The sequence below is a fragment of the Rathayibacter sp. AY1F4 genome (assembly GCF_002931775.1).
Lineage (GTDB): Bacteria > Actinomycetota > Actinomycetes > Actinomycetales > Microbacteriaceae > Rathayibacter.
The window spans coordinates 177,865-190,262 of record NZ_PSVE01000002.1; the positions used below are offsets into that span (position 1 = coordinate 177,865).

Below are 12,398 nucleotides of genomic sequence, written 5' to 3' on the forward strand. Positions count from 1 at the left end.
CGTTCGGTAGTGGTCACGAGATCACGGCCTCACCGGAGGCGGCCATGATGTCTTCTTTGGAGACGTCCGAGCCGAACTCGGCCGAGATCCGGCCGCGGCTCATCACGACGATCCGGTGGGCGATGCTCAGGCACTCGCCCACCTCGGAGGTGGTGTAGACGACGGCGAGGCCCTCGCGGGCGCGCTCGGCGAGGAGCTTGAAGACCTCGGCCTTGGCGCCGATGTCGATGCCGCGGCTGGGCTCGTCGAGGAGGATGACGTCGGGGCGGGTGGCGAGCATCTTGCCGATGACGACCTTCTGCTGGTTGCCTCCGGAGAGGGAGCCGATCATCGCCTCGCCGCCCGCGGTCTTCACGTGCACCGTCCGGATGGAGTCGGCGACGAGGTCCGCCTCGCGGCGGGGGGAGAGGAAGAGGCCCCTCACGAAGGAGCCGATGCTCGCCAGCGAGAGGTTCCGCCCGACGGTCATGGTCTGCACCAGGCCGTCGCGCTGGCGGTCCTCGGGCACGAGGCCCAGGCCCGCGTCGATGCGCTGCGCGATCGACATCCCGGCGAGGTCCCGGCCGTCCTTGGAGACGGTGCCGGCCGTCACGGCGGTGCGGCCGGCGACGGCCTCGAGCAGCTCGGTGCGCCCCGCCCCCATCAGTCCGTAGAGGCAGACGATCTCGCCCTTGCGGACGTCGAGGTCGATCCGGTCGACCACGTCGCGGCCGGGGACGGACGGGTCGGCGACGCTCACGCCGCGCACCGAGAGGGCGACGTCGCCGAACGCGTAGCCGGTGGGCGGGGAGCCGAGGTCGAAGCCCTCGCCGACCATCGCCCGCACGACCCAGGCGAGGTCGATGTCGGCGGCCGGCGCGGTCGCGGTGACCGAGCCGTCGCGGAGGACGACGGCGTGGTCGGTGATCTCGAGCGCCTCCTCGAGGTGGTGCGAGATGTAGACGATCGAGACGCCCCGGGCGGTGAGGTCGTGGATGACGGTGAAGAGCACCTCCACCTCGGCGGCGCTGAGAGCGCTGGTCGGCTCGTCCATGATCAGGATCCGCGCGTCGACCGAGAGGGCTCGGGCGATCTCGATCAGCTGCTGCTGGCCCAGGCGGAGGTCCGAGACGAGCGTCAGCGGGTCGATGTCCTCGCCCAGCTCGTCGAGGACGGCGCGGGCACGGCGGGCCTCCTCGGCGTAGTCGACGCCGGAGGGGCCGGTGATCTCGCGGCCGAGGAAGATGTTGTCGCGCACCGAGAGGTTGGGGGCGAGGCTCAGCTCCTGGTGGATGATCGAGACGCCGTGCTCGCGGGCGTCGACCGTGTCCTCGAAGGCGACCGGGACGCCGTTCAGGACGATCCCGCCCGAGGTGGGCTGCTCGACTCCGGACAGGATCTTCATCAGCGTCGACTTCCCGGCGCCGTTCTCGCCGAAGAGGGTCGTGACCTGGCCGCGGTGGACGGAGAAGCCGACGCCCTTGAGCGCGCGGGTGGCTCCGTAGGTCTTGACCACGTCGACGGCCTCGAGCACGACCTCGCCGATGCCGGGGACGGGGGCCGGCGCGCTCACTGGACCACCAGCTCGGACGGTGTGACGAGCCACCCGGCGGGGTTGATCAGCTGGAAGGCTCCGGTCACCTGGATCGTCCTGCCCTCGAGCGCGGTCGTGTCCACCGGGCCGAGGACCGTGGTCTTCAGCTGCTCGTTGAGGGCGCTCGCCGCGTCCTGGTAGGCGATCTGGTTGGTGAACTGGCCGAACTCGATGGTGCCGGTCGCGTCGCGGAGGTCGGTGCCGTTGATCGCCGGGCCGGTCTGCACGCGGATGAGCACGTCGGCGGGGACGCCCTCGACGGTGACGGGGTAGATGCCGTTCTGTCCTGCGCCGACCGTGCCGGTGAAGGTGGTCGAGAACTCGGGGCCGGTGCCGCCCGGGACTCCGTACTGCGCGGCGGCGGCGGTGCTGTCGGCCGCGATCGCCGCGGCGAGGGTGGGGGCGTCGACCGCGCGCTCGGCGATGCCCTCCTGGACGACCGGGAAGTTCTCGGCGGCCCACGCCTCGGCGGAGAAGGCGGCCGGGCCGGCGCCGAGGTCCGAGTCGGCACCGACGACCTTGGTGCTGAACGCCATCGCGGCGATCGCCACGACGACGACGCCGCCGAGGATCAGCGTGCGGCGCGGGAGGCGGCGCGCGCCCCGGGCCGGGACGGCGCTCATCGCCGCACCGCCGTGATCGGCGAGCGCCCGCCGATCGGGAGCCGGCTCGGGGCGGGAGGGAGTGCACGCATCATCGCGGAGGTCCATTCACTGGTCGGGGAGTGCTTCAGCGACGACGTCCGGGGGGCGGCTCCGTCGCTGCGGGAGACCGAGCGCGTCGGCCTCCGAAGGAGAAATTATGTTCACCACACAATTTCCGCAAGGTCCGAGACCGGATTGCTCCTCGATCCGCAGGCCGGATCCAGGAACAGAAATTCTGTTCTTGACAACTGTTCCGGATCGCGTAGGTTCTGGAAGGCCGCGACGAAGCGGCCCCGCGAACCGACGGAGGCTCCCCCATGACCACCACGACCCCTTCCCCGCAGACGCTGGGAGACACCGGCTCCGACGTGCCCGACACCATGCGCGCCGTCGTCGTCCACGGCCCGGAGGACTACCGCCTCGAGACCGTGCCCGTGCCGGTCCCCGCCGAGGGCGAGCTCCTGCTGCGCGTCGACGCCGTCGGCGTCTGCGCGAGCGACCTGAAGTGCTACCACGGCGCCGCCAAGTTCTGGGGCGACGAGAACCGCCCCGCCTGGGCCGAGCGCGACCGGATCGCCGGACACGAGTTCGTCGGCACGGTCGTCGCCGGCGACGACGCGGCACTCGCCAAGCGCGGCGTCGCGCTCGGCGACCGCATCGCCTGCGAGCAGATCGTCCCCTGCTGGGAGTGCCGCTACTGCCTGATGGGCGCCTACTGGATGTGCGGACCGCACGACATGTTCGGCTTCAAGGGCTTCGACGGCGCGATGGCCGAGTACGTGCGGGTCCCGACCCGCGCGCTCACCCACCCGGTCAGCCGCGACCTCGCCCCGCAGGTCGCCGCGTTCTGCGAGCCCCTGTCCTGCGCGATGCACGCGGTCGAGCGCGGCGGCATCACGTTCGACGACGTCGTCGTCATCGCCGGCGCCGGCCCGATCGGCCTCGGCGCGATCGCGGGCACCCGCCAGAAGAACCCGAAGCTCGTCATCGCCCTGGACATGAGCGACGACAAGCTGGCCCTCGCCACCAAGGCGGGCGCCGACATCGTGATCAACATCACGAAGCAGGACGCGGTCGCCGTCGTCAAGGAGCTCACCGGCGGCTACGGCGCCGACGTCTACATCGAGGCGACCGGGCACCCGTCGGCCGTCTCGCAGGGCCTCAACCTCCTGCGCAAGCTCGGCACCTACGTCGAGTACTCGGTCTTCGGCTCCAACGCCTCCGTCGACTGGTCGATCATCAGCGACGACAAGGAGCTCAACGTCCTCGGCGCCCACCTCGGCCCGAACTGCTGGCCCGCCGCGATCAAGCTGCTCGAGAGCGGCGTCCTGCCGATGGACGAGATCTGCACGCACCAGTTCCCGCTGGAGCAGTTCCAGGAGGCGCTCGACCTCGTCGCCGACAGCGCGGGAGGGTCGGTCAAGGTCTCCATCGTGCCGTCGCTGACCGAGGCGGTCGTCGCGGCGGATGCGCGGAGCTGACCCGCATGACGACGATCTACGACGATCCCGACGAGTTCGCCGAGGACCAGCTCGCCGGCTTCCTCGCCCTCTACGCCGACCGACTCCGAGGAGTGCCGGGAGGCGTCGTCACGCACCGCACCGAGGGCGCCGCGCCCCAGGTGGCGGTCGTGATCGGCGGCGGTTCCGGCCACTACCCCGCCTTCTGCGGCACCGTCGGCCCGGGCCTGGCGACGGGCGCCGTGGTGGGCAACATCTTCACCTCGCCCTCCGCGGCGCAGGCGTACTCCGTCGCGAAGGCGGCCGACCAGGGCCGGGGCGTGGTGTTCAGCTTCGGCAACTACGCCGGCGACATCATGAACTTCGGCATCGCGGCCGAGCGCCTGCGCAAGGAGGGCGTCGACACCCGGATCGTCGTGGTCACCGACGACATCGCGTCAGCCGAGGAGATCGAGAGGCGCCGCGGCATCGCGGGCGACTTCTCGGTGTTCAAGGCGATGGGAGCCGCGGCCGCGGAGGGTCTGACCCTCGACGAGGTCGAGCGGGTGGGGAACGCCTGCAACGCCGCCACCCGCACACTCGGCGTCGCGTTCTCGGGCTGCACGATGCCCGGTGCCGCCGAGCCGCTGTTCAGCGTGCCGGAGGGGCACCTCGGCCTGGGACTCGGCATCCACGGCGAGCCGGGCATCCGCGACGTCGAGCTGCTGCGCGCCGCCGATCTGGCCGACCTCTTCGTCGACCGGCTGCTCGCCGACCGGCCGGAGGGAGGCGCGACCCGCGTCGCTCCGATCCTGAACGGGCTCGGCACCACGAAGTACGAGGAGCTGTTCCTGCTCTGGCGCCACATCGCGCGGCGCCTCGAGGAGGCCGGCGTGCAGACCGTCGAGCCCGAGGTCGGCGAGCTCGTCACGAGCCTCGACATGGGCGGCGTCTCGCTGACCCTGCAGTGGCTCGACGACGAGCTGGAGCGCTTCTGGCGCGCCGACGCGTACACGCCGGCGTACCGCCGCGTCGCGGCTCCCGTCGCCGCCCTCCTCGTCCCCGCGAGCGGCGCCGACGCCGAGGCCGGAGCGGAGGAGTCCGCCCCGCCGGCGACCGCCGCCGCCGTCGCCCTGGCCGCAACGGTGCGCGAGGCGCTCGCCGCCGTCCACGAGCTGCTGCGGCGCGAGGAGGAGACGCTCGGCCGGATCGACGCGGTCGCGGGAGACGGCGACCACGGCCGCGGGATGCTCAAGGGCATCGGAGCCGCGACCCGGCGCCTCGACCGGATCGACGGGGGTGCGGGCGGAGCCTGGCTCCTCTCGCGCGCCGGCCAGGCCTGGGCGGAGCAGGCCGGCGGCACGTCCGGCGTGCTGTGGGGGGCGGCGCTCGAGGCGCTCGCCGCCTCGCTGACGGACTCCCGTGAGGAGTACCCGCCCGCCGCCGTCGTCGACGGCGTCGACGCCTTCGCGGAGTCGATCGTCGACCTGGGGCGCGCGAGCGAGGGGGACAAGACCATGCTCGACGCCCTCCTCCCGTTCGCCCGCACCCTGCGGGAGCGCGTTCACTCGGGCTCCCCGCTCGTCGAGGCGTGGCGGGAGGCGGCCGGGACCGCCGTCGCCCGCGCCGCGGCGACGGCGGACCTGCGGCCGAAGGTCGGCCGCGCACGACCCCTGGCCGAGAAGAGCCTGGGCACACCGGACGCCGGAGCGACGTCGATGGGGATGATCCTGACCACGGTCGGGGACGTCCTCGGCGCGCGCGCGTCCGCGAGCAGAGGAGTACCGGCATGAGCCGCACCTACCGGATCGTCGTCGGATCGGACGACGCGGGCTTCGACTACAAGGAGGCGCTGAAAGCGGATCTGCTGGCCGACGACCGCGTGTCGCTGGTGACCGACGTCGGCGTGGACGCCGCGACCCATACCGACTACCCCGACATCGCGGTCACGGCCGCCCGGATGGTCGCCGACGGCGCCGCCGACCGCGCGCTGCTGATCTGCGGCACGGGGCTCGGAGTCGCGATCGCGGCCAACAAGGTGCCGGGGATCCGCGCGGTCACCGCGCACGACTCCTTCTCGGTGGAGCGCTCGGTGCTCTCCAACGACGCGCAGGTGCTGTGCATGGGGCAGCGGGTGATCGGACTCGAGGTCGCCCGGCGGATGGTCCGCGAGTGGCTGGGCTACGAGTTCGATCCGTCGAGCGCGTCGGCGGGCAAGGTCGCGGCGATCTGCGGGTACGACGGCAGCGCGCCGGTCGGGGTGGACGCCTGAGGGCGGGGAGGGCCCGCGGGCGGGATCAGTCCCGGCCGCGCCGTCCGAGGCGGTGCACGGTGTCCCGGGTCTCGCGGTAGAGCCGGCGGTAGTCGGAGTAGGCCTCGTCGTGGAACGCGGCGGTCGCCGGATCCGGACGGAGCCTCGCCGCCGGCGGGTTCCACGCGTCGATGTCGACCTCGGTCACGAGCCCCGCGGCGAGTACGGCCGAGCCGTAGGAGGCTCCGATCGACACCGTCGGGATCACCTGCTCGAGGCCGCAGACGTCGCTGACGATCTGCGGCCAGAGCGGCGTGGACGCTCCTCCGCCCGCCCCCACGAGGCTCTCGACCGGGACGCCGTGCCCGGTCAGCACCTCGAGGTGGTGCCGCACGGCGTAGGCCGTCGACTCGAGGACGGCGCGGTAGAGGTCGCCGCGGGTGTGCGAGAGCGAGAGCCCGATGATCACGCCGCGCGCCTCGGGATCGGCGATCGGGGAGCGCTCGCCCGCGAAGTAGGGGAGCGCGAGCAGCCCGTTCGCCCCGGTCCCGGAGCGCTCGGCCTCGTCGAGGAGCTCGGCCCGGTCGGCGCCGGTGAGCCGGCGCACCCAGTCGGTGACGGCGCCGGAGGTGGCCGTGCCCCCGGCGGCGGTCGGCTCGCCGGGCCCGGCGCCGACGGTCGTCCACAGACCGTCGAGCGGAGCGGGCTCGGCCATCGGCGCGACCAGGAACATCGTCGTCCCGTACTGCAGGAACACCCGGCCGGGGCGCCGCTTCCCCGCGCTCAGCGACTCCGACCACGCGTCGATGCTCCCGAAGACGACCGGGACGCCCTCGGGCAGCCCGGTCTCCGCGGCGGCCCGCGGGGTCACGCGGCCCGCGGTGTCGCCGGGCCAGCCGAGCCTCGGCAGCGCGAGCCCGGGCGCGAGCAGCTCGGCCCACTCCGGGATCCAGGCCTCCGCCGTCACGTCGTAGAGCGGCGTGCACTGGCTGGCGGAGTGGTGGTCGAGGACGTACTCGCCGGTCAGCAGCTCGACGATCCGCGAGGAGGGCATGGTGAAGCGCGCGGCGCGCGCCCAGAGCTCCGGCTCCGAGCGCGCGGCCCACGCGAGCTTGAGCCCGGCGGCCTGCGCCGAGAGCCCCGAGCCGGTCCGCGCCCGCATGGCGCTCTCGCCGCCCAGCAGCGCGTGCACCTCATCGATCAGGCCGACCGCGCGGGTGTCCACGCCGTAGAGGATCGCGGGGCGCAGCGGCCGGCCGTCGGCGCCGGTCAGCAGGACGCACGGCCCCATCCCGCTGACGCCGACGGCGACCACGTCGGACCCCGGCGCGGCGGCCCTGAGCTCGGCGGCCAGCCCGCGGAACTCGTCCCACCAGACGTCGGAGTCCATCTCGACGAGCCCGCGGCCGGGCCGGTCGACGGAGTGGGCGCGGGACGCCTCCGCGACGACGGCGCCGTGCGCGTCGACCAGGACCGCCTTGCTGCTCGAGGTGCCGATGTCGACTCCGAGGACGACCTCCACGCTGCGACCTCCCTCGGCTCCGGCGGCCGCGGCCACCGCCATGGAGCTTACGGGCGGGCCCGGTCGTCCTTCCCGCCGTCGCGCTCTCCGGGAGCGTCCTCCCGGAGGATCCCGAGGAACGCGGCGAAGGCGCCGTGCGCGTCGACCGAGTCGTCGAGGAGCCACTGCAGCTGCAGTCCGTCCATCACGGCCACGAGGAGCGCGGCGGCGTGGTGGGGCGGGAGGCTCGCCCCGTCCCCGGAGCCGGCCGCCTGCTCGAGCTCCTCGCTGTACATCCCGCGCACCCGCGCGTAGCGCTCGAGGAAGAAGGCGTGGGCCGGGTGGTCGCGCGCGACGGCCTCGCCGGAGACGGTCGTGAACACCTCGGTGATCGACGGCTCCTCGAGCACCTGGTCGAAGAGGGAGCGGAGGGAGTCGAGCAGCTCGTCGCCGCGGGTGTGCGCGTGCTGGTCCGCGTGCTCCCGGTCGCGCTGCTCCAGCACGGCGATCAGGAGCTCGTCCTTCGTGGCGAAGTGGTGCCGCAGCCCCGTGAAGGTAATCCCGGCCTCCTCCGCGATGCCCCGCATGGAGGCGCCGCTGAAGCCGAGCTGCGCGAAGACGCGTCGCGCGGCGCTGAGGATGTTCGCGCGCTGGGCCGCGGACTTCGCGTAGGGCCCGCGCGCTCCGGTGCTCGCCACGAGGTCAGCATACGCATTTCGGCCAAAATGTTGCACGTGAGCTGTTTTGTGGGTTAGCTTCTCGCTGTTCGACGATGACGCGGATTGGATCGCCATGGCCCTCACCCCCCAGCACCGACCGATGACGGCCCTGGCCGACACCTGGATCGGGGTCAACTTCTGGTCCCGCGCGGGCGGACCCCTGATGTGGCGCTCCTTCGATCCGGAGCTCGTGGCCGAGGAGCTGCAGACGGTCGCCGACCACTCGCTGACGATGACGCGCTCGTTCTTCTTCTGGCCCGACTTCCACCCGGAGCCGTACCGCATCGACGAGGACCTGTGCGACTCCTTCGCGACCTTCCTCGACCTGCACCTTGCAGCAGGGCTTCGGACCATCCCCACCTTCCTCGTCGGCCACATGTCCGGCGAGAACTGGGACCCGGCCTGGCGCAACGGGCGCGACCTGTACCAGGACGTCTGGATGGTGGGCCGCCAGGCCTGGTTCATCCAGGAGATGACGCGCCGCTTCGCCGAGCACCCCGCGGTCGCCGGCTGGCTGATCTCGAACGAGATGCCCCTCTACGGCGGCGGCGGCGGGCTGATGAGCCCCGCCGAGCAGGTCGACCAGGGCGCCGTCCGGACCTGGGCGGAGCTGATGGTCGCCGCCGTGCGCGCCGCCGGCGGGCACCAGCCCGTCTCCCTGGGCGACGGCGCGTGGGGCGCCGAGGTCATGGGCCAGGACAACGGCTTCCGGCTGAGCTGGTCGGCGCCGCTGTCCGACTGGCTGGGCCCGCACTCGTACCACATGAGTGACGACCCGGTCCGGCAGAACCTCATCCCCGCCGTCAACGCCGAGCTGTGCGCGCCGTTCGGCAAGCCCGTGCTGCTGGAGGAGTTCGGCGTGACCACCGAGTTCTCGGCCGACGCGAACGCGGCCGACTACTACCGCCAGGTGCTCCACTCCACGCTCGCCGCGGGCGCCACCGGCTGGCTCGGCTGGAACAACACCGACTTCGACCTCGACGACCAGGCCCCCTACACGCACCGCCCCTTCGAGCTGCACTTCGGGCTGACCACGGTCGACGGCACTCCCAAGCCCGCGTTCGGCGAGCTCGCCTCCTTCGCCGCGACCGTGCGCGAGCACGGACTGGACCACTGCCGCCGCGCCGACTCCCGGACCGGCCTGGTCGTCAGCGCCTACCTCGACGGCGGCTACCCGTTCTGGGGGCCGGAGGAGGCGCCCGCGATGCGCGACGCGATCATCGAGGGGTACATCGCGGCGCGGCTCGCCGACCTCGCGCCGGCGATCGTCCGCGACGCCGCCGACCTCCCCGCGCTGCCGCTGCTGCTCGTGCCCTCGGCGAAGGCGATCACCACGCCCGGAGCCCGCGCGCTCGAGGCGGCGGCCCGCGCCGGCTCCACCGTGTGGGTCACCTTCTGCTCCGGGGACACCCTGAACCAGCGCGGCTGGTGGTGGCCGGGCGTCGACGCGACCTTCGGCGTCCGCCACGCGGCGCGCTACGGGCTCGCCGAGCCGGTCGCCGGAGACTCCGTCTCCTTCACGTTCGAGCGGGACTTCGGCTCGATCCGGGCCGGGGAGGAGCTCGTCCTCCCGGTCGGCGGCTCGAGCGTCGCCCGGGCCCGGCTCCCGATCACGGCCGACGACGACCGCGTCGTCGCCCGCGACGGCGAGGGCCGCCCGGCGATCGTCCTCCGGGAGGTCGGCGAGGGGAGGCTGGTGCTCTGCACCTATCCGCTCGAGCTGTTCGCGGCGCGCACCCCCTTCGTCGACCGCGGCGACCTCGTCCGCCTCTACGACGCGCTCGCCGAGATCGCCGACGCCCGCGGGGAGGCCGCCGTCTCCGCCCCCGACGTCTACGCCGACCTGCTCCTGCGCGAGGACGGCGTCCGGTTCGCCGTCGTCGTCAGCGAATCGGAGGAGGAGCGCGACGTGGTCGTGCGCGTCGGCGCCGACCGCCGGCCCCTCCTCCTCCGCCCCTTCGGCGCCGCGATCCTCCCCTTCGGACCGCTCCCCGCCTCCTGAGCACCGTCTCCGCACTCCCCGCACCGCCCTCGATGATGAGAAAGGCACCTCCCGCCATGACCCCCCACCAGCCGCGCCGCCGCCCCGCCCGCCGCGCGATCCTCGCCGTGATCGCCGTCACCGGCCTCGCCCTCGGCACCACCGCCTGCTCGACGAACGGCGGCACCGGCTCGAGTGCCGCCGACGCCGACAGCATCTCCACCCTCAGCCTCTACACGGCCGACAGCCCGAGCGGGCGGTGGCTCGCGTCGATGGCTGAGAAGTTCGAGGCCGAGTCCGGCATCGCGGTGACGAACGAGTTCGTCGTCCAGACCGACCTGCCGACCACCTACGGCAAGAGCGTCGTCGCCGGCACCGAGCAGGACCTGGTCATGACGAACCTGGTCGGCGACCCCACCACCTGGCTGCAGAACGGCGCCACGGTCGACGTCACCTCGTACATCGACGACTGGGGCCTCGGCGACGTCTTCTCGGACAGCGCCCTCGGCTCCTGGACGAACAAGGACGGCCAGGTGCAGGCCTTCCCGCTCGAGGGCTACAACTGGCCCATGTGGTACAACATGGACCTCTTCGAGAAGGCCGGGATCGACAGCCCGCCCACCACCTGGGACGAGCTGATCGCCGACTCGAAGGCCCTCCGCGCCAGCGGCGTCCAGCCGTTCGTGGTCGGTGCCGCCGACTACCCGGCACCCGCCGTCGTGACGCTGGTGGCCCTCTCGCTCCTCAGCGAGGAGGACGTGACCGCGCTCTACGAGAGCGGCGACTGGTCCGGAGAAGCGGGTCAGAAGATCGTGAACGGGCTCATCGAGCTGCGCGACGCGGGCGTCTTCGCCGACGACTCCGCCGGGCTGAAGTACCCCGACCAGACCGCGTCCTTCGGCGCGGGCCAGGCGGCGATGCTCTTCGACGGGAGCTGGGGCTACAGCAACGCGCAGAGCTCGTTCCCCGACGCCGACATCCGGCTCGGCGGGTTCCCGCTCGCCGACGGCAGCCCGATCTCGAAGCCCGTCAGCTTCGCCGGGCAGTCGACCGGCGTCTGGGTCAGCCCCAACGGCCAGAAGAAGATCGACGCCGTCCAGAAGTACATCTCCTTTCTCTACCAGCCGGAGAACCTCGCGCAATTCGTGGACATCGGCTTCGTCTCCCCGGCCCGCGACGGCTACCTGACCCTGGACGAGTCGGCCCTGCCGCCGCTCAACGTGGCCTCGCAGAAGGAGCTGCCCTCGACCACCACCGTCTACCAGCCGACCTACAACCTGCTCTCCCCGACCGTCACCTCCGCCTTCTTCCGCGCGAGCACGCAGGCCTTCGTGGCCGGCACCAGCGCCGAGCAGCTCACGCAGACCCTGGAGCAGGCGTGGCAGGCGCAGTAGCGGTCGCCGCCGTGCCGCGGGTGCGCAGCCCGCGGCGCGGCGGCCTCGGCCAGGTGCTCGAGGTCTCGCCGGCGCTGGCCTGGTACGGCGCGTTCATGGTGGTCCCGCTGGTCGCGATGATCGTGCTCAGCTTCTTCACCTGGAACAGCCTGGTCGCCACTCCGGTGTACAGCGGCTTCTCGAACTACGCCGACCTCTTCCAGGACAGCATCCTGCGGGTCGCCGTGGTCAACACCGTCCTCTACGTCGGCGTCGGGCTCCTGCTGATCATCCCGCTCGGGTTCCTCCTCGGGTTCTTCCTCAGCCGCCGACCGCCGGGTCACGCGATCCTCTCCATCGTCTTCTTCACGCCGTGGATCGTCTCTGCGTCGGCCCGGGCGATGATGTTCACCGGCCTCTACCAGCCCCGAGGGGCGATCAACAGCGTCCTCTCCGCGGTCGGCCTGGGCGATCTCCAGCGGCTCTGGCTGGCCGATCCGTCCACCGCGCTCTGGGCCGTGATCGGCACGGAGGCGTGGGCCGGCATCGGCGCGACCGCCGTGATCTTCTCGGCCGCCCTCGGACGGATCCCCGACGAGGTCTACGAGGCGGCCCGCCTCGACGGGGCCGGCGTCGGTCGCGAGATCCTCTCGATCGCGCTGCCGATGTCGAAGGACTTCGTCGGCCTGATGACGATGCTGCAGTTCCTGTGGCTCTTCCTCGGCTCCGCGGGCACCGTGCTGCTCCTCACCAACGGCGGACCGGGCTCGAGCACGATGACCCTCGCCTTCTACCTCTACGACCAGGCCTTCGTCTCCGGCCGGATCGGCTACAGCCAGGCGATCGGCGTCGTGGGCCTGCTGGTCGGCCTCCTCGGGATGGGCATCATCCGCTTCGCCTTCCGCACCAAGGAGTGA

10 protein-coding genes are annotated in these 12,398 nt (G+C 72.5%); 6 read left to right on the top strand and 4 right to left on the bottom strand.

Annotated elements, in window-relative coordinates; all coding sequences use genetic code 11:
• Nucleotides 1-13: 13 nt before the first annotated feature.
• Nucleotides 14-1,552: a sugar ABC transporter ATP-binding protein gene (locus tag C5C59_RS01775; protein ID WP_104237981.1), complete on the bottom strand. Its 1,539-nt coding sequence runs from the start codon at nt 1,550-1,552 to the stop codon at nt 14-16.
• Complete coding sequence (locus C5C59_RS01780; RefSeq protein ID WP_104238018.1) at nt 1,549-2,196, bottom strand: DUF2291 family protein; 648 nt, start codon at nt 2,194-2,196, stop codon at nt 1,549-1,551. The genes C5C59_RS01775 and C5C59_RS01780 overlap by 4 nt, the downstream gene beginning before the upstream one ends.
• 338 nt (nt 2,197-2,534) lie before the next feature.
• Between C5C59_RS01780 and C5C59_RS01785 the strand changes: the two genes are divergently transcribed.
• From C5C59_RS01785 to C5C59_RS01795, 3 genes are read left to right on the top strand one after another with little or no spacing between them, the layout of a single operon-like run.
• Nucleotides 2,535-3,698: a zinc-binding dehydrogenase gene (locus C5C59_RS01785; protein WP_104237980.1), complete on the top strand. Its 1,164-nt coding sequence runs from the start codon at nt 2,535-2,537 to the stop codon at nt 3,696-3,698.
• 5 nt (nt 3,699-3,703) lie between these two features.
• The gene (locus C5C59_RS01790) at nt 3,704-5,449 is read left to right on the top strand and encodes a dihydroxyacetone kinase family protein (RefSeq protein ID WP_104237979.1); all 1,746 of its coding nucleotides are present in this window, start codon (nt 3,704-3,706) and stop codon (nt 5,447-5,449) included.
• Nucleotides 5,446-5,928: a ribose-5-phosphate isomerase gene (locus C5C59_RS01795; RefSeq protein WP_104237978.1), complete on the top strand. Its 483-nt coding sequence runs from the start codon at nt 5,446-5,448 to the stop codon at nt 5,926-5,928. The genes C5C59_RS01790 and C5C59_RS01795 overlap by 4 nt, the downstream gene beginning before the upstream one ends.
• Before the next feature lie 25 nt (nt 5,929-5,953).
• Here the strand turns inward: C5C59_RS01795 and C5C59_RS01800 are convergent, their stop codons facing one another.
• Nucleotides 5,954-7,429, bottom strand: a complete 1,476-nt coding sequence (locus C5C59_RS01800) for an FGGY-family carbohydrate kinase (RefSeq protein WP_258060355.1) — start codon at nt 7,427-7,429, stop codon at nt 5,954-5,956.
• A gap of 47 nt (nt 7,430-7,476) precedes the next feature.
• Nucleotides 7,477-8,106 (bottom strand): TetR/AcrR family transcriptional regulator, encoded by a 630-nt coding sequence (locus tag C5C59_RS01805; RefSeq protein ID WP_219812429.1) that lies wholly within the window; start codon nt 8,104-8,106, stop codon nt 7,477-7,479.
• A 94-nt stretch (nt 8,107-8,200) separates the two neighbouring features.
• Here C5C59_RS01805 and C5C59_RS01810 point away from each other — a divergent pair, with 94 nt between their 5' ends.
• The 3 genes from C5C59_RS01810 to C5C59_RS01820 are packed head-to-tail and all read left to right on the top strand — an operon-like array spanning nt 8,201 to nt 12,398.
• On the top strand, nt 8,201-10,129 hold the full coding sequence (locus tag C5C59_RS01810) for a cellulase family glycosylhydrolase (protein WP_104237976.1): 1,929 nt from the start codon (nt 8,201-8,203) through the stop codon (nt 10,127-10,129).
• A gap of 56 nt (nt 10,130-10,185) precedes the next feature.
• A complete protein-coding gene (locus tag C5C59_RS01815; RefSeq protein WP_104251209.1) occupies nt 10,186-11,502 on the top strand; it encodes an ABC transporter substrate-binding protein in 1,317 nt (438 codons plus the stop codon).
• Nucleotides 11,487-12,398 carry a carbohydrate ABC transporter permease gene (locus C5C59_RS01820; RefSeq protein WP_104238953.1) on the top strand — a complete coding sequence of 304 codons (912 nt, stop codon included), beginning with the start codon at nt 11,487-11,489 and terminating at the stop codon, nt 12,396-12,398. Before C5C59_RS01815 ends, C5C59_RS01820 begins: the two co-directional genes overlap by 16 nt.

What these genes read in the sequence shown, in the direction of transcription:
- C5C59_RS01780 (WP_104238018.1), bottom strand. Translation starts at nt 2,196, where the DNA reads ATGAGCGCCGTCCCGGCCCGGGGCGCGCGCCGCCTCCCGCGCCGCACG.
- C5C59_RS01785 (WP_104237980.1), top strand. Translation starts at nt 2,535, where the DNA reads ATGACCACCACGACCCCTTCCCCGCAGACGCTGGGAGACACCGGCTCC.
- C5C59_RS01790 (WP_104237979.1), top strand. Translation starts at nt 3,704, where the DNA reads ATGACGACGATCTACGACGATCCCGACGAGTTCGCCGAGGACCAGCTC.
- C5C59_RS01795 (WP_104237978.1), top strand. Translation starts at nt 5,446, where the DNA reads ATGAGCCGCACCTACCGGATCGTCGTCGGATCGGACGACGCGGGCTTC.
- C5C59_RS01810 (WP_104237976.1), top strand. Translation starts at nt 8,201, where the DNA reads ATGGCCCTCACCCCCCAGCACCGACCGATGACGGCCCTGGCCGACACC.
- C5C59_RS01815 (WP_104251209.1), top strand. Translation starts at nt 10,186, where the DNA reads ATGACCCCCCACCAGCCGCGCCGCCGCCCCGCCCGCCGCGCGATCCTC.